Genomic DNA, 17,251 nt, shown 5'->3' on the forward strand with positions numbered 1-17,251 from the left:
CGGCTTCGGGGGCCGGGGATGCTCCCGGGGCCGTTGTCGTGTCCCTGGACTGCAAGCGGAATCCGTGTTGTCATGCCACTGCTAAGCGCTGTTCCATCGATGGATGACATCGATGTCCTGAGCCACCAGCCACCACCCGTTCCGAGGAGAGGGTCCGTGCGCACCAAACGACTCAGAGACAGACTGGCCTTGCTGCTCGCCGCCGCCCTGGGCGTCGCGGGGCTCGCCGCCGTACCGGACGCGAGCGCGGCCGACGCCGCCACCGAGGTCCACGGTCTGAAGGGCGAGTACTACACCCAGTCCGCCCCCGGCGCCTTCGACTTCCACGAGCTCAAGGCCACCGGCTTCGACCCGCAGATCGACTTCGACACCCTGGAGCCGCGACTCGCCTTCGCCACCGGGCGGGCGGACGACGTGAGCGTCCGCTGGACCGGCAAGCTCGTCCCGGAGAAGACCGGCGCCCACACCTTCTCGATCACCGGTGACAACGGCTTCCGCCTCTGGGTCGGCGGACAGCTCGCCATCGACCACTGGGTCGACGACTGGGACCGCGAGCAGACCACCCAGCCCGTCGAGCTGACGGCCGGCCGGTCCTACGACATCAAGCTGGAGTACTTCGAGCACTACGGGGGCTCCAACCTCCACCTGCGCTGGACCGAGCCCGGCGGCAGCAAGGAGGCGATCCCGCAGTCGGTGTTCCGCCTCCCCGACGGCTTCGACTACAACGGTGCGACGGCCACCACCGTCCAGTCCACCGGCCGCACCCTCAGGCTCGACTTCGCGAGCCCCCTCGCCGCGCCCCCGGCCGGTCTCACCGACCACCTCGAAGCGGTGATCGGCGGCGCCACGTGGCCGCTGGGCGGGACCAGGCTCGACCCCGCCGACCCGAGCGCCCTGCTCGTCGCCCTCGACCAGCCCGTCGTCGGCAACAAGAACGGCGACGCCCCCGGCACCGCCGACGTCCGCTACGACGGCGAAGGCGGTCTCACCGACGCCGAAGGCAACGTTGTCAACGCCTTCTGGAGCAGCGGCGGCAACCAGTCCACCTACGAGCTGCGCACCGACTGGGCCGACGAGGTCGGGCCGGACAACGCCCTCCCGGAGTACCCGCGCCCGCAGCTGAAGCGCGACGACTGGCGGAACCTCAACGGCCGCTGGCAGTTCGCCGCCGCCGAGGCGGGCGAGCAGCCGCCGGTCGGCAAGAACCTCGAGGAGCGCATCCTCGTCCCGTACCCGGTGGAGTCGCAGCTCTCCGGCATCCAGCGGCACGAGGACCGCATGTGGTACCGCCGCACCTTCACCGTGCCCCGCGACTGGCACATCGGCTCGGGGCAGCGGCTGAAGCTGAACTTCGGCGCCGTCGACTGGCAGTCCGAGGTGTACGTCAACGGCACCAAGGTCGCCGACCACAAGGGCGGTTACGACAAGTTCAGCGCCGACGTCACCGACGCCCTCGAGCCCGGCCGCACCCAGGAGCTGATCGTCGGCGTCTACGACCCGACCGACGCGGCGAACGGCGAGAACCCGCCGCTCGGCAAGCAGCGCCTGGACCCGAGCGGCATCTGGTACACGCCCAGCTCCGGCATCTGGCAGACGGTCTGGATGGAGCCGGTCGCCACGGACCACGTCGACACCCTCAAGCTCACCCCGGACGTCGACGCCGGCACCCTGACCGTGGAGCCGAAGGGCGTGCGCGACGGCGTACGCGTCAAGGCCACGGCGTACGCCGGGCACCGCAAGGTCGCCACGGTCAGCGGCCGCACCGGCGAGCCGCTGACCCTGAGGATCCGCGACCCGCACCTGTGGTCGCCCGACGACCCCTTCCTGTACGACCTGAAGGTCACCGTCGGACGCGACCGGGTCGAGAGCTACTTCGGGATGCGCTCCATCGCCGTCGAGAAGGTGAACGGCGTCCCGCGCACCCTGCTCAACGGCGAACCCACGTTCATGATGGCCACCCTCGACCAGGGCTTCTGGCCCGACGGACTGCACACCGCGCCCACCGACGAGGCCCTCGCCTACGACCTCAGGCTGCACAAGCAGCTCGGCTTCAACTCGGTGCGCAAGCACATCAAGGTCGAGCCCGACCGCTGGTTCTACTGGGCCGACAAGCTGGGCCTGATGGTGTGGCAGGACATGCCCGCGATGACCGCCGGGGTGAACCCGTCCGCCGCCGCCCGCGCCGAGTACGAGCGGGAGATGAAGGAGATGATCGACGAACACGTCAGCCACCCGTCGATCGTCATGTGGGTCACCTTCAACGAGGGCTGGGGCCAGTACGACATCGGCCGCGTCGCGGCCCAGGCCAAGGCCTGGGACCCGACCAGGCTCGTCAACAACCAGTCGGGCCTGAACCTGGGGGCCGACGGCGGCGCCGGCGACATCATGGACGAGCACGGTTACCCGAGCCCCGCCCTGCCGCCCCGCCCGGACGGCGAGCGCGCCCTGGTCAGCGGCGAGTACGGCGGCCTCGGCCTCGCGGTGCCCGGGCACGCCTGGTCGGTGCAGCAGTCGTACGTCGACGTGGACCCGGCGACGTACACCGACGACTACCTGGCCAAGCTCGGCGAGGTCCGGGCCCTGGTGTGCAAGGGGAGCAACGGCGCCGTCTACACCCAGATCACGGACGTCGAGGGAGAGCTGAACGGGCTGACCACCTACGACCGCAAGGTCCTCAAACCGGACGTCGAGCGGATGAAGGCCGCCCACGAGGCCCTGATCCGCGACGCGTCCTGGCCCGTTCCCGCGGGGTGCCCGGCCGCCTGAGCGCCCCACGCGCCCCGGTCGGCCCGCAGCCGTCCGGGTGGGGAAGTGCGGTGAGGGCGCCGCCGTCGGCACCGCCCTCACCGCAAGCGCCCCATGAGTCCCAGGAGTCCGGCCCCTTTCCCAGGGGCCGGACTTTAATCTGTTGTTAACTGTGCGTAGCGTGATCGTACTTGACCGTAATCGTCGGGGGGCGATTGACTGCTTGTCCACCCGTCGTCATTGCGAGGCAAGACCTTGACTTCCGATCTGCTCGCCCCTCTCGACCTGGCGTTCTGGAACATCGAGTCCGCCGAGCACCCCATGCACCTCGCGGCGCTCGGCGTCTTCCCGGCCCACTCGCCCACCGCGGGCGCCCACGCGGCGGACCTGCTCGCGGCCCGCGCGCCGGGGGTCCCCGGGCTGCGGATGCGGATCCGGGACACCTGGCAGCCACCGCTCGCCCTGCGCCGCCCCTTCTCCTTCGGAGGCGCCGTCCGCGAGCCCGCCCCGGGCTTCGACCCGCTCGACCACGTCCGGCTGCACGCCCCGACGACGGACTTCCACGCCCGGGCGGGCCACCTGATGGAACGCCCGCTGGAGCGATGCCGGCCGCCCTGGGAGGCCCACGTGCTGCCGGGCGCGGACGGCGGGTCCTTCGCCGTGCTGTTCAAGTTCCACCACGCCCTGGCCGACGGACTGCGGGCCCTGGCCCTCGCGGCGGGCGTCCTCGACCCGATGGACATGCCCCCGCCCCGCCCGAGGCCCGAGGCGCCCCGGCGCGGCCCGCTGCCGGACGTGCGCGCCCTGCCGGGCCTGGTGCGCGGCGCCCTGTCCGACGCGGGACGCGCCCTGGACATCGGCGCCTCGGCGGCCCTGTCCACCCTCGACGTGCGCTCCTCGCCCGCCCTCACCGCCGAGCCCTCCGGCACCCGCCGCACCGCGGGCGTGGCCGTCGACCTCGACGACGTCCACATCGTCCGCAAAACCGTCGGCGGCACGGTCAACGACGTCCTGATCGCGGTCGTCGCCGGCGCCCTGCGCCGCTGGCTGGACGAGCGCGGCGACGGCAGCGAGGGCGTCGCCCCGCGCGCCCTCATCCCCGTCTCCCAGCGCCGCCCGCGCACCGCTCACCCGCAGGGCAACCGGCTCTCCGGCTATCTGACACGGCTCCCCGTCGGCGACCCCGACCCGCTGTCCCGCCTCGCCGCGGTGCGCGCCGCCATGGACCGCAACAAGGACGCCGGACCGGGGCGGGGCGCCGGCGCGGTCGCCCTGCTCGCCGACCACGTCCCGGCGCTGGGCCACCGGTTCGGCGGCCCCCTGGTCGGCCAGGCCGCCCGGCTCTGGTTCGACATCCTGGTCACCAGCGTCCCCCTGCCCAGCCTCGGACTGCGGCTCGGCGGCCACCCGCTCACCGAGGTCTACCCCCTGGCGCCCCTGGCCCGCGGCCACTCCCTGGCGGTCGCCGTGTCGACCTACCGGGGACGGGTCCACTACGGGCTGGTCGCCGACGCGAAGGCCGTGCCGGACCTCGACCGGCTCGCCCTGGCCGTGTCCGAGGAGGTGGAGACGCTCATCACTGCCTGCGGTCCCTGACCCCACCGGGTTTGGTCCCCGGCCCGGCGCTCCGTAAAATTCCCCGTTCGAAAGCGGGCGCGACCGGAGCGCCGCGACGGTGACCAGGAACGGCAGCGGCGATGACGGTGACACAGGACGGCTCGGCGACCACGGACGAGGTGGTGCACGGGTCCGGTGACGAGGCGCAGTACGGCCCCGGCATCGACCCGGAGCGGCTCGCCGTCTGCCTCGAGGTGCTCGAGGAACTCGACAGGCTCGACGTCGACCACCCCGACGCGATCGCGGTCCGCCGGGCCACCTCGCACATCTACCGCATGGTCAAGCAGCGCCGCCGCCAGGAGCGCCGGGCCGCCAAGACCGCCCACGACAAGGCGGTCACCGAGGCCACCGCCACCGGGTCCGCCGAGCGCATCGACGACGAGACCGAGGGCCTCCTGCCCTCCTCCCGCACCGAGGAGGGCACGATCGCGGGGATACTCCAGCGCCCGCGCTCCTGCTACATCTGCAAGCAGCGCTACGTCGAGGTCGACTACTTCTACCACCAGCTCTGCCAGGCCTGCGCCGCCGAGAACCGCGCCCGGCGCGACGCCCGCGCCGACCTCACGGGCAAGCGCGCCCTGCTCACCGGCGGCCGGGCCAAGATCGGCATGTACATCGCGCTCAGGCTGCTGCGCGACGGCGCGCACACCACGATCACGACCCGCTTCCCCAAGGACGCCATCCGCCGCTTCAAGGCCATGGACGACTCCGCCGACTGGATCCACCGCCTGGAGGTCGTCGGCATCGACCTGCGCGACCCCGCCCAGGCCGTGGCCCTGGCCGAGCAGGTCGGCGAGCAGGGCCCGCTCGACATCCTGATCAACAACGCCACCCAGACGGTGCGCCGCCTGCCCTCCGCCTACGCCGCCCTCGTCGAGGGCGAGAGCGCCCCGCTGCCGGCCGGCGAGCTGCCCGCCCACCACGTCATCGGCGCCTTCGGCTCCGGTGCGGTGGACGGACTGGCCGCGCTGCCCGTCGGCGCCTCCGGGCTCGACGCGCAGAAGGTGGCCGACCTCGCCCTGGTCGCCGGCAACGCCAGCGTGGTCCGGCACCGCGAGGGCACCGCCATCGACGCCGGCGGCCTGCTCCCCGACGTCGTCGACACCAACACCTGGGTCCAGACCATCGAGCAGATCTCCCCGGTGGAGCTGCTCGAGACCCAGCTGTGCAACTACACGTCGCCGTTCATCCTCATCAGCAAGCTGCGGCCGGCGATGGCCGAGGCCGCGCGCAGGGCGTCCTCCGGGCGCGCCTACGTCGTCAACGTCTCGGCGATGGAGGGCGTGTTCGCCCGCGGCTACAAGGGCGCGGGTCACCCGAACACCAACGCGGCCAAGGCCGCCATGAACATGGTGACACGGACCAGCGCCCAGGAGATGTTCGACACCGACCGCATCCTGATGACCTCGGTCGACACCGGCTGGATCACCGACGAACGCCCCCACTACGACAAGCTGCGCCTGGCCGAGGCCGGCTTCCACGCCCCGCTCGACCTGATCGACGGCGCCGCCCGCGTCTACGACCCGGTCGTGCGCGGCGAGGCCGGCGAGGACCTGTACGGCGTCTTCCTCAAGGACTACGCGCCCGGCAAGTGGTGACCGCCCCGGCGGGCCGACGGACCTGATCCGCCGGCCCGTCCACCGGGGGCCGCTCCACTGTGCCCGGTACGCCGGGGCACGCGTACTTCACGGTTCGGCCCCCTCGGGCCCCTCGCCTCATCGGGGCGGCCGCGCGGCCGCCCCGGTCCCGGGCGCTCCTCGCGCGCACCCGTGGCGGATCCGGTCAGTCGACCGCTCCCAGCCGCGAGTTGCGCGCCGCCAGCAGTTCCAGCACCGTGCGCCAGTCCTCCAGGACCCCGGCGTCGAAGACGGCGGTACGGGCCTCCTCGTCGGCCTGGCGCAGGCTGAGCAGGTCGTCGTCGTGGGACCGGACGCCCGGGAGGGCGTGCCCGTGCAGCAGGTGGGCGACGCGGGGGCCGAGCAGGGGCCGTACCGCCTCGGCCGTGCGGTCGGCCGGACCGCCGGGCCACAGCAGCCTCCCCACCACGGTCACCAGCCCGGCCACCTGGAGCTCCTTGTCGGCCGGACGCCGCCGGCGCAGCAGCGCGGCGGTCCGCAGGGCGTGCCCGTACGGGTCGGCGGGGCCGCCGTCGTGACCGGCGGACGGCCACGCGCCCCGGCAGGCGGACAACAGGTCCATCAGCTCCTCGACGCTGCGCAGTTCCATGCCCCGGTCCTCCCACGAGACAGCCGTTGCGGAGTGCCAGCGCACCATGGCGAGCTTGCGGCGCAGCCAACGGCGACTGAACGGCACGGCGACGCGCCGTCCGTGGCGAAAGCGTGAGCGGCGACAAGGGCCGAACGGGTGAGCCGCACACCGGGTGAAAGGCGGCGTAACGGGGCGGAACTCCTCCAACTGTGCGCGAGGCGGCGGGCAATGGTTGTCCCATGTTTCGAGCCCCATAGAGCGCGCCCCCGCTCATTTGGTTAACCTGATGCGGACGGACGAGCAGGACCGGGTGCCTACCCACACCCACGGTCCGTCATGGGACGAGCCGGTCGACAACGGCCTGCTCCCGCACGAGTTACCGGCGCCACCGCGTCCGAACTGCATGAGACCAGACCCGAGTGGACGCCAGGTGCCGGACGACGGACCGGCCGGCAGGTCCCGAGGGTGACCCGACACATAAGGAGTGCGCGGTGACACCGGAGACGACGACGAACCCCGACCAACGACCCGAGGAACGCACCGAGCGCGCGGGCCGCCGGCCCGGAGAGATCGGCAGCCTCGACGTGTGGGCGCGTTCCGCCCCCATCCGCCTCGCGGGCTACGAGGAAGACCTCGCCGAGCCGCACATCCTGCCCAGCGTGGACTGACCCGCCGCAGGACCCGCCGGACGCATGGGCGTGCGAAACTCACGCCCATGCTGATCAGGGAAGCCACGGCCGCCGACTGGCCGCACATCTGGCCCTTCTGGCACCGCATCGTCGCGGCCGGAGAGACCTACACCTGGGACCCGGACACCCCCGAGGACGTGGCCCGGGCCCTGTGGATGAACCCCGCCAAGCGCGTCCACGTCGTCGAGGACGACGCCGGCACCGTCGTCGCCTCCGCCTACGTCACCCCCAACTACGGCGGCCCGGCCGCCCGCATCGCCAACGCGGGCTTCATGGTCGACCCGGACCGGGCCGGCCGGGGCACCGGCCGGGCCCTCGCCGAGTACGTCCTGGAAGCCGCCAGGGCCGACGGATACCGGGGCATGGTCTTCAACGCCGTCGTCGAGACCAACCCGGCCGTCGGGCTCTGGACGTCCCTCGGCTTCACGATCCTCGGCACGGTGCCGGAGGCCTTCGACCACCCGCGGCACGGGCCGGTCGGCCTGCACATCATGTACCGCGCCCTGTAGGGCCCGTCGGCCCAGGGGCGCCGTCCGCCGTCACGGGCGCAGCGCCTCGATCCGCCCCGACCGCTCCGGCGACGCCGTCTCCGGGCGCCCCACCGGCCGTACGGCACAGGGGGCGCCCGACGCGGCAGCGTGCCGAAGGGCACCGGCATCGCGGGCCGGAAGGCCGGGTTCCCCGGCAGGGCGAAGGGCGGGTACACCGAGCCGGCCACCGCGTCGCGCGGCCGCCCCCGCTCGTGCCACGGCCCGCCGCCCAGCGCGCCCTGGCCGGCGAGGGCGACACCCCGCTCGTCTTCAACTCCGCCCCGCACACGCGGGCCGGTGTCCCGGCCGGCGCCGCCGCCGCGCCCGTCACCGGGGGCCGCACCGGCCTCACCCCCCGCCCCGGGGGCGGCCACGTCCTGGACAACGGCCTGTTGCGCGTCGAGATCGACGCCCGCGGCCTGGTCGTCTCGGCGTACGACCTCACCGCCGACCGCGAGACGATCGCGCCGGGCGGGGCGGGCAACCTGCTCCAGCTCCACCCCGACTTCCCGAACATGTGGGGCGCCTGGGACGTCGACGCGTTCTACCGCAACACGGTCACCGACCTCACCGACGCCGACGAGGTCGTCCCCGGCGACGACGGCGCCTCGGTGCGGGTCGTGCGCTCCTTCGGCTCCTCCCGCGTCGTCCAGGTGCTCACCCTCGAACCGGGGGAGCGGCGGCTGGACGTGGACACCGAGGTCGACCGGCACGAGACGGAGAAGTTCCTCAAGCTCGCCTTCCCCCTCGACGTGCACGCCGAACGGTACGCCTCGGAGACCCAGTTCGGGCACTTCCACCGGCCCACCCACACCAACACCAGCTGGGAGGCAGCCAAGTTCGAGGCCTGCAACCACCGCTTCGTCCACCTGGAGGAGCCGGGCCGGGGCGTCGCCGTCGTCAACGACTCGACGCACGGCCACGACGTCACCCGCACCGTCCGCACCGACGGCGACGCCGGTACGACCACCACGGTCCGGGTCTCCCTGCTGCGCGCCCCGCGCTTCCCCGACCCCGAGACCGACCAGGGCGTGCACCGCTTCCGGCACGCGCTGGTACCCGGCGCGGGCATCGGCGACGCGGTGCGCGAGGGCTGGCGGATCAACCTGCCGGAGCGGCGCGCCACCGGCGCCGGGGAGGTCGCGCCGCTGGTGTCGGTCGACACGGACGCGGTCGTGATCACCGCCGTCAAGCCGGCCGACGACGGCAGCGGCGACGTGGTCGTCCGCTTCCACGAGGCCCACGGCGGCCGGGCCCGCGCCACGCTGACCACCGGGTTCGCGGCCACGGACGTCCAGGTGACCGACCTGCTGGAACGCCCGCTCGCGGACGCGGAGGCACCCCGGCCGGCGGGCGGATCGACGTACGGCTACGGCCGTTCCAGCTGACGACCCTGCGCCTGAAGCGCGCCTGAAGCGCGCCTGAAGCGGCCGGCGGGCCCGGGGAACCACGTGCTCCCGTGCGTGACCCGCGGGCCCCGCCCCCCGGAGCTACGTCCTGCGGGAGGTTCCCGCCAGCCGGGTGGGCGGCAGGTACTCCCGTACGTACGTCCGCTCCCAGCACGCCCCCGTCTCCCGCAGCTCGCGCCAGGTCGTGTACCGGTAGCGGAAGAGGCGGGCCCGGACGAAACGCGGCGGTGCGTCCGGCGGGAACGGCGAGCGGCGCAGCAGCCTCAGCGTGGCCCGGTCGTTCTCCAGCAGCCGTTCCACGAAGGTGCCGAACCACGACCCCGCGTACGACGGCGACAGCGCGGCGAACCACATCAGCCAGTCCAGCCGCAGGTGGTACGGCGCGAACTGGCGCGGCCAGTGCCTCGGATCACCGGGCTTGCCCTTGAATTCGTACTCCCGCCAGTCCGAGTCCTCGCGCGCCACCTCGTCGGCGGTGCCCTCGACCACCACCTCGTAGCGGATCCGGCTGACGCTGCCGAAGGCGCCGTAGGTGTTGACCAGGTGCAGCGGGTCGAAGGACCGGTTCATCACCTGCCGGCGGGAGAGCATGTTGAGGACGGGCCGGTGACTGAGGAAGACCAGCAGCGCCGCCACCGCGAGGACGACGACCACGTACCACAGCGGCGCGTCCGCCGTGGGCGGCGGATGCGCCGGGAACCGGAGCGCCGACAGGGCCAGCACGATGGTGATCCAGTTCAGCCAGGCGAAATTGCCCGACAGCACCAGCCACAACTGGGTGACGATCATGAGTGCCGCGGCGGCCGTCGCCACGGGCTGCGGTGTGAACAGCAGGAAGGGGACCACCAGCTGCGTGACGTGGTTCGCCGCCACCTCCACGCGGTGCAGCGGCCGGGGCAGATGGTGGAAGAACCAGCTCAGCGGTCCCGGCATCGGCTGGGTCTCGTGATGGTGGTCCAGGCACGTCAGCTTCCGCCAGCACTCGTCGCCGCGCATCTTGATCAGCCCCGCCCCGAACTCGACGCGGAACAGCAGCCAGCGCAGCAGGAACAGCACCACGACCGGCGGCGCCACCTCGTCGTTGCCCAGGAAGACGGCGAGGAACCCGGTCTCCAGCAGCAGCGACTCCCAGCCGAACGAGTACCAGGTCTGTCCGACGTTGACGACCGACAGGTACAGCACCCACGGCACCAGCCACAGCAGCATGGCCCCCCACAGCGGCAGCAGCGAGTCCAGCCCCGCCGCCAGCGCCGCCGACACCGCGCAGCCCGCCCAGACGCAGCCCGCGAAGAAGCGGTCCGAGTAGCGCAGCTGGAACAGGCTCGGCGCCCGTTTGAACGGCACCCGCTCGACGAACCGGGGCACCGGCAGCATGCCGCGCTCGCCGATCAGCGCGCGGAACTGCAGGGCCGCGGTCGCGAACGCGACCAGGTACATGACGGCCAGGGCCCGCTGGAAGACCGACCGGGTCAGCCAGTAGTCGGGTGCGGTGAACCACTCCACGGCTCGCGCTCCTCTCGTGCCACGCCCCGGGTACCCCGGCCGCCCGGCGCCCCTCCCGATCTCCGTGCGGCGGATCCGGAGTCGAATAATCGGGCAAATACTGGCAAGGTGGGGCGCATGGTTGATCGGGGAGCGAGCGCCCTGTCACCCCCGGACGACTGGCCCGCCCACCCGGACCCGATCCTGGCGCTCAACCGCATGGGGAGCTTCGACTGGGACCTGGACTCCGGGCTGTTCCACATGGACGCCCAGGCGCACGAGGTGTTCGACCTGCGCCCGGACGAGTACGACGGCCGCCTCGAGTCACTGTCGGCCCGCGTCCCGGTGGCGGAGGGTCACCGCCTCGACACCCTGGTCTCCCAGGCCATGAAGGACGGCAGCGAGAACTACGGGACCTACCTGCGCGTACGCTGCCGCGACGGCACCCTGCGGTGGGTCCGCACCCAGGGCTACATCCGCCGCGACGAGACCGGCCGGCCCCGCCGCATCATCGGCATCGTCCGCGACGCCACCCAGGAGCTCGGCGACATCGAGGCCCGCCGCGAGCAGGCCGCCCTGGACGAGGCCCGCCGACAGCAGACCAACGTCGTGCAGCTCGCCACGGCGGCGCTCGCGCACGCGCGCACCGTGGACGACGTCCTCGACGCCCTCAAGAACACCCAGGGCCTCACCCACCTGGGCGCCACCAGCGTCGTCATGGGCCTGGTGGAGGGCGACCGCATCCTGCTCGTCGCCGAGGGCGCGGACGGCAGCTACGTCCACGGCACCCGTGTCACCGGCGTCGACGAGGCCTACCCGATGAGCGAGGCCGTCCGTACGCTCAGCCCGCGCTTCATCGAGTCACCGCAGGAGTTCGCGGAGCGCTATCCGATCCTGTGGCCGCACCTGGCCGGTCTGCACGTCACCTCGGCGGCCTATCTGCCGCTGATCGCCCAGGCCCAGCCCATCGGCGCCCTCGGGCTGCTCTACAGCGACCGGCAGGGGTTCTCGCCCGAGGAGCGCAACGTGCTCGTCGCCCTCGGCAGCAGCATCGCGCAGAGCCTCCAGCGGGCCATGCTCTACGAGCAGGAGATGGACCTCGCGGAGAGCCTGCAGCAGGCCCTGCTGCCGCGCACCATCCCCAGCATCCCCGGCTGCGACGTCGCCGTCCGCTACCGCGCCGCCACCATCGGCGGCGCCCTCGGCCGCGACATCGGCGGCGACTGGTACGACCTGATCCCCCTGCCCCGCGGACGCGTCGGCGCCGTCATCGGCGACGTCCAGGGCCACGACACGCACGCCGCCGCCGTCATGGGCCAGCTGCGCATCGTGCTGCGCGCCTACGCCGCCGAGGGCCACCCCCCGGCCACCGTGATGGCACGGGCCTCGGTCTTCCTCCACGAGCTCGACACCGACCGCTTCGCGACCTGCCTGTACGCGGAGGCCGACCTGACCACCGGAGTCGTCCAGGTGGTCCGCGCCGGACACCTCGATCCGCTGCTGCGGCACGGTGACGGCAGCTGCCGCCGCGTCCCCGTGGAGGGCGGACTGCCCCTGGGACTGTCCGCCGAGTTCGGGCGCCTCGCCTACCCCGTCGGCACCATCGAGCTGGACCCGGGGAACACCCTGCTGCTGTGCACCGACGGCCTGGTCGAGGAGCCCGGCACCGATCTCGACGACGGGATGCGCGTCCTCGCGGAACTCGTCGCCTCCGGACCGCAGGACGTACAAAGCCTCGCCGACCGGCTGATCGAGGCGGCCGACGAGCGCCGCGGCGACGACGACGTGGCCCTGCTCGTGCTGCGCCGCCGCCCCCCGGACACGCCCCGGATCGGCGGCCGGGTCCGCCAGCACGTCGCCCCGGGCGACCCCGAGGCCCTCACCGAGGCCCGGCACATGATCCGTGCCGCGGTCCGCTCCTGGGGCGACGAGGAGCACGCCGACGCGATCGAGCTGGTCGCCGACGAGCTGATGACCAACGCCCTCATGCACACCGAGGGCTCCGCGATCGTCACCCTGCGGTTCCTGTCCGGCACCGACCGGCGGCTGCGCGTCGAGGTCGAGGACAGCTCCAGCGCCCTGCCGCGCCGCCGGGACGCCGGGGACTCCGGGGTCTCCGGACGGGGGCTGCGCCTGGTCGACACGCTCGCGGACGTGTGGGGCGTGGAGGCGCGGGGCAGCGGCAAGTGCGTGTGGTCGGAGTTCGTCATGCCGCACGACTGACGCCGCACCGCCTCGCCGTCTCACCGGGGAAGGGGCCGGCGAGGGCCCGGAGGCCCTGGAGCGCCGCCGGGCCCTCTCCCCGGGTCCTCGGGCGCCGGGAACGGCGCCCCGGGCCCCGTGGACGTCCCGGGGACCCGACCGGGCCTCCCGCCCGTGGTCGACCGCGGGAACGTCGAGGAGGCGGTGCGCCGGCCGCCGTCGCGCGAGCGGGCCGTCCCCTCCCCGCGCTCCTTCGAGGACCGGTCACAGAGCCGCGTCTCCCGGCGGACGAGCATCTTTCGGGCGCGCATCCTCGGTGGACGGGCACCTCCCGGGCGCGCGTCCCCGGCGGACGGGCACGGACGCACGTCTCCCGGCCGCCGGCCCGGACCCGCGCCCGCATCCGGCACGAGCCCCCGCCGCGGGGCGACCGCTCAGCCGGCCCGTCCGACGGGGAGCGTCACCAGGCGCTCCCCGTCCATGGTCCGCACCTCGTAGCGGGCGGTCTGGCCCGGACGCAGCGCCGCGCCGCCGCGCAGGGTGTTCGGCCGGGCGTCGTGCCCGGGGGCGCTCCAGGTGGTGACCGTCTCCTCGGTGCCGTCGCGGCCGACGGCGACGAGCCGGCAGGCGCGCGGACCCGCCCCGTCCTTGACCTCGACCTCCACGTCACTGCCCCAGGCCTCCTCCGCGGCCGTGACCCGCGCCCACACCCCCGTCCGTTCGTCGGCCGCGGTGAGCCGCACACCGGGCGCGGCCTGCTGGGCGTGGATCACGAGGCCGGGCCCGGCCACGGCGCACACCACGGCGGCGGCCACGGCGTACACGAACCGCCGGCGGCCGGCCCGGTGTCGTGCCGCCAGCTCCGACAGCAGGCGGTCCAGCAGCTTCGGGCCGGGCCGGGCCAGAGGGGGGACGAGGCGCGGCGTCGCCCGTCGGTACAACATCAACTGGCGGGTGGCGGGGCCGAATTCCGTCACCTGCGCCGCGCACCGGGGGCATTCCATGAGGTGGTCCTCGAAGCGGAACGCGTCCGCCTCGTCCAGCACGCCGAGCGCGTAGGCGCCGACGTCGCGATGCCTCTCCAGGGACCTCATGCCGAATCCTCGTACCGTTGGGTGCGGGTGGGGTTACTCCTTGCTCCCACCGGTACGCACCGGACGGCCGAATCACTCAAGCCACACGCACAATCACCGCCGAACCGCCCGGAGCGGCCCGGAGTGTTCCGTGCGCGAAGTTCCTCCGGCCGGGGCGGCGCCTAGAAGAGGTGGATGGCGAGGTGGCCGAGCGGCAGCCCCAGTTGCCAGGCCGGGGTCCACACCTTCGGTCCCTCGTCCTCCCCGGCTCCCGGGGCGCCGCCGGGCACCGCGTTCAGGTCCGGGGCGAGCAGTTCGGTCTCCTGGAGCCAGCGCCAGGCCGCCCGGGCCAGATCCAGGTCCGGCGCGTGCCGGCCGGCGGCGTCGGCGTCGGCCGTGACCTCGGCCAGCCGTTCGCGCACCCACTCGTGCCACGGCTGGTCGTAGGCCGTGAGGGACAGCCAGGTCTCCAGGTGGGTGACGACCCGGATGCCGCTCAGCTCGTCCTCGGTGTCGGACAGGAAGACGGTCAGCGCCAGCGCATCCCGGCCGGCGCGGAACTCGAAGGACGTCGGCGGCATCAGGTCGCCGGTCCGCAGCAGCTCGTCGGCGATGTACTCGGCGTACAACCACGCCATCGGGACGGTCAGTTCGTCTCCGCCGGTGCCGTCCGTGCTCTCGTGACCTCTGTGCAGCATCCCTTCCTGCCTTCCTCCGGTGCGTGCGCGTCGCCCGACCCGGGTCATGGGCCCCCGTCCGGAACACGGATGAGGACAGCCGATTACTCAACCGGGGTCCACGGCAAGGCGCTTTACGGAGGCTTGACCAAGAGGTCGGTTTCACCGCAGGTCGGCGGCGTATCCCGGTAGCACCCTGCGCAGGGCGCGCAGCGCGTAGTACGCGCGGGACTTCACGGTACCGGGCGGAATGCCCAGGGCCGTCGCGGCTTCCGCCACACTCGCCCCCTGGAAGTACACCAGCACCAGGACTTCACGGTGCTCGGGAGTGAGTGTCTTCACAGCCTCCCGCACATCGAGGGCGGCGGCGGCCCGTTCGGCGTGGTCGGCGCAGACCGGCGCGTTCTCCAGCACCGCGTCGCCGACCTCGGCCGGCCTCGCCTGCCGGGCCCGGCGCGCGTCGATCGCCAGCCGTCGGGCCACGGTGAGCAGCCAGGGCCGCACGGAGTCGAAGGCGTCGGCGCGCAGCGCCTCGGGGTGCTGCCAGGCGCGCACCAGGGTCTCCTGGACGAGGTCCTCGGCGCGCTGGCGGTCGCCGTCGCTGAGCCGCAGCAGCAGGGCGAAGAGCGGCCGGCCGTGCTCGCGCTGCAGCGCGGCGAGTTCGTGCTCGGCGGTCGTCGTGTCGGGGAGGGTGGTTCCGGCCGTCATGGCCGTATGGCACCGCAGGGCCCCGCACGGGGACAGGGCGCACGCACAGCTGTGCGACGGACGGTCGATCGCGTCGGTGAACGGTCCGACGAACGGTCGGCGCGCCCCTTCCGCGCACACCGGACGGGCTAAGGGGCGTGTCGGAACCCCCTGTGGCGGCGTCCATCTCTTTACCTACTTATGCGTAAATGTGATTTTTCTTGTGCATACGACCACGGCGGAGGGAACGGATGATCACACGCAGCCGGCAGGTGGCCCTGGTCCTGACCGCCCTCCTCACCGCGGGCGCGGCCTGCCAGGCCCGCGACCACGAGCGGCCGGCGCGGCCGGCCCCCGCTCCGTCCGCCACCCCCGCCGGTTCCTTCACACTCGTCGCCTCCGGCGACGTCCTGCCCCACGACTCGATCATCGAGCGGGCGCGCTTCGACGCGGGCGGCACCGGCTACGACTTCCGTCCCATGCTCGCCGGCGCGAAGTCCGTCGTCGCACGCGCCGACCTCGCCCTGTGCCACATGGAGACGGTGTACGGCGCCAACGGCGACTACAGCGGCTACCCCCTCTTCAAGTCCCCGCCCGAGGTGGCGGCGGCCCTGGCCGCCACCGGCTACGACGGCTGCTCCACCGCCTCCAACCACACCTTCGACGACGGCGCGGACGGCATCCGCCACACCCTGGACGCCCTCGACCGCGCCGGCGTGCGGCACGCCGGATCCGCCCGTACCGAGGAGGAGGCGCGCACCACGACGATCCTGCGGGCGGGCGCGGCCCGGGTCGCGCACCTCGCCTACACCTTCGACACCAACGGCCGTCCGGCGCCGCAGGGGCAGCCCTGGGCGGTCCAGCTGATCGACGAGGACCGGATCGTCACGGACGCGCGGGCCGCCCGGCAGGCCGGCGCCGACGTCGTCGTCGTGTCCCTGCACTGGGGCACCGAGTGGCAGGACGAACCCGACGACGACCAGACGGCCCTGGCGGAGAGCCTGACCGCCGCCCGCAGCGGCGACCGCCCCGCCGTCGACCTGATCGTCGGCACGCACGCCCATGTCCCGCAGGCGTACGAGAAGGTCAACGGCACCTGGGTGGTCTACGGGACGGGCGACCAGGTCGCCGGCGAGATGACCAACGACGACGGCGAGCGCGACCCGCGCGGCAACCAGTCGAGCATCGGCCGCTTCACCTTCGCCCCGCCCGCCCGTCCCGGCGAACGCTGGCGGGTGACGAAGGCCGAGTTCGTCCCGCAGCTCTTCGACGTCGACGCGGGCCGGGTGGTGAACCTCAACCGGGCACTGGCGCAGGGCGCCGAGGTGCGCGCCGTGCGCGACCGCATCCGGGACGTGGTGCTCAGCCGGGGCGCCGCCGAGGACGGGCTGGTGATGGGGGAGTAGCGCCGGCCGGCCGCCCCGCGGGTCAGTCGACGTCGACGTGGTCGAGGGCGTGCAGCATCTCGCCCAGTACGCGCAGACAGGCCGTCACGTCGGCCCCCGTGAGCGAGCCGCCGACCGCGCGGAGCACGGCGTGCTCGCGGTCGAGGACCTCGGTGATCGTCCTCCGGCCCGCGTCGGTGAGCCGGATCAGCGACGACCGCCGGTGGGCGGGGTTCGGGATGCTCTCCACCAGGCCGCGGCCCGCCGCGTCGTTCACCATGCGCTGCACGAACTGACGGCTGATCGCCTGCGCCCGGCCCATCTGCGGCACGGTCATCGGCCCGCCCCGGTGCAGCAGGGTCAGCACGGCACGCACGCCGACGGACACGCCGTCGCCGGCCAGGCCCTGCTCGACGCCGCGCTGGGCGCGCCGGTAGAGGGGGCCGACCAGGTCGTAGACCTCGGTCAGGCGGCGGGCGAGTTCGTCCGGGGACAGGGGAGTGGCGTTGTCGTCCATCCCGTCAGTGTCGCCCATCCCGGCCTCATG

Annotated in this window: 13 protein-coding genes and 1 pseudogene; 8 read left to right on the forward strand and 6 right to left on the reverse strand. The window is 73.4% G+C overall.

Going from position 1 to position 17,251, the window contains the following annotated elements:
* The first annotated feature begins 156 nt into the window (after positions 1–156).
* The 3 genes from JHAT_RS03110 to JHAT_RS03120 all read left to right on the forward strand — a co-directional run bounded on the left by JHAT_RS03110 (position 157) and on the right by JHAT_RS03120 (position 5,960).
* Entirely contained in the window at positions 157–2,766 is a 2,610-nt protein-coding gene (locus tag JHAT_RS03110) for a glycoside hydrolase family 2 (protein WP_077796459.1), read from the forward strand.
* A 234-nt stretch (positions 2,767–3,000) separates the two neighbouring features.
* Positions 3,001–4,341 (forward strand): wax ester/triacylglycerol synthase family O-acyltransferase, encoded by a 1,341-nt coding sequence (locus JHAT_RS03115; RefSeq protein ID WP_077796460.1) that lies wholly within the window; start codon positions 3,001–3,003, stop codon positions 4,339–4,341.
* Positions 4,342–4,442: 101 nt separating this feature from the next.
* Positions 4,443–5,960, forward strand: a complete 1,518-nt coding sequence (locus JHAT_RS03120) for an SDR family NAD(P)-dependent oxidoreductase (RefSeq protein WP_077796461.1) — start codon at positions 4,443–4,445, stop codon at positions 5,958–5,960.
* Between the two features lie 184 nt (positions 5,961–6,144).
* Here JHAT_RS03120 and JHAT_RS03125 read toward each other — a convergent pair whose 3' ends face one another.
* Complete coding sequence (locus tag JHAT_RS03125) at positions 6,145–6,588, reverse strand: hypothetical protein (protein ID WP_077796462.1); 444 nt, start codon at positions 6,586–6,588, stop codon at positions 6,145–6,147.
* Between the two features lie 473 nt (positions 6,589–7,061).
* Between JHAT_RS03125 and JHAT_RS03130 the strand changes: the two genes are divergently transcribed.
* From JHAT_RS03130 to JHAT_RS03140, 3 genes and pseudogenes are all read left to right on the forward strand, one after another.
* The gene (locus tag JHAT_RS03130; RefSeq protein ID WP_077796463.1) at positions 7,062–7,238 is read left to right on the forward strand and encodes a hypothetical protein; all 177 of its coding nucleotides are present in this window, start codon (positions 7,062–7,064) and stop codon (positions 7,236–7,238) included.
* A gap of 47 nt (positions 7,239–7,285) precedes the next feature.
* Positions 7,286–7,768, forward strand: a complete 483-nt coding sequence (locus tag JHAT_RS03135; protein ID WP_077796464.1) for a GNAT family N-acetyltransferase — start codon at positions 7,286–7,288, stop codon at positions 7,766–7,768.
* Positions 7,769–8,013: 245 nt separating this feature from the next.
* Positions 8,014–9,203, forward strand: a pseudogene (locus JHAT_RS03140) (glycoside hydrolase family 38 C-terminal domain-containing protein); the annotation flags it as partial.
* 76 nt (positions 9,204–9,279) lie between these two features.
* On the opposite strand, the gene JHAT_RS03145 reads toward JHAT_RS03140, so the two are convergent.
* The gene (locus tag JHAT_RS03145; RefSeq protein WP_077796465.1) at positions 9,280–10,701 is read right to left on the reverse strand and encodes a lipase maturation factor family protein; all 1,422 of its coding nucleotides are present in this window, start codon (positions 10,699–10,701) and stop codon (positions 9,280–9,282) included.
* Between the two features lie 117 nt (positions 10,702–10,818).
* On the opposite strand from JHAT_RS03145, the gene JHAT_RS03150 reads away from it, so the two are divergent.
* Complete coding sequence (locus tag JHAT_RS03150) at positions 10,819–12,903, forward strand: SpoIIE family protein phosphatase (RefSeq protein WP_077796466.1); 2,085 nt, start codon at positions 10,819–10,821, stop codon at positions 12,901–12,903.
* Between the two features lie 413 nt (positions 12,904–13,316).
* Here the strand turns inward: JHAT_RS03150 and JHAT_RS03155 are convergent, their stop codons facing one another.
* The 3 genes from JHAT_RS03155 to JHAT_RS03165 form a co-directional block, all read right to left on the reverse strand.
* Positions 13,317–13,976, reverse strand: a complete 660-nt coding sequence (locus JHAT_RS03155) for a zf-HC2 domain-containing protein (RefSeq protein ID WP_077796467.1) — start codon at positions 13,974–13,976, stop codon at positions 13,317–13,319.
* Between the two features lie 161 nt (positions 13,977–14,137).
* Positions 14,138–14,653: a hypothetical protein gene (locus JHAT_RS03160; protein ID WP_077796468.1), complete on the reverse strand. Its 516-nt coding sequence runs from the start codon at positions 14,651–14,653 to the stop codon at positions 14,138–14,140.
* 141 nt (positions 14,654–14,794) lie between these two features.
* Complete coding sequence (locus JHAT_RS03165) at positions 14,795–15,340, reverse strand: sigma-70 family RNA polymerase sigma factor (protein ID WP_077796469.1); 546 nt, start codon at positions 15,338–15,340, stop codon at positions 14,795–14,797.
* 230 nt (positions 15,341–15,570) lie between these two features.
* Here JHAT_RS03165 and JHAT_RS03170 point away from each other — a divergent pair, with 230 nt between their 5' ends.
* Positions 15,571–16,725 carry a CapA family protein gene (locus JHAT_RS03170; protein WP_077796470.1) on the forward strand — a complete coding sequence of 385 codons (1,155 nt, stop codon included), beginning with the start codon at positions 15,571–15,573 and terminating at the stop codon, positions 16,723–16,725.
* A gap of 22 nt (positions 16,726–16,747) precedes the next feature.
* Here the strand turns inward: JHAT_RS03170 and JHAT_RS03175 are convergent, their stop codons facing one another.
* Positions 16,748–17,221, reverse strand: coding sequence for a MarR family winged helix-turn-helix transcriptional regulator (locus tag JHAT_RS03175; RefSeq protein ID WP_077796501.1), 474 nt, complete (start codon positions 17,219–17,221; stop codon positions 16,748–16,750).
* Between the last annotated feature and the right edge of the window lie 30 nt (positions 17,222–17,251).

The sequence above is a fragment of the Streptomyces sp. JHA26 genome (assembly GCF_002005565.1).
Taxonomy (GTDB): domain Bacteria; phylum Actinomycetota; class Actinomycetes; order Streptomycetales; family Streptomycetaceae; genus Streptomyces.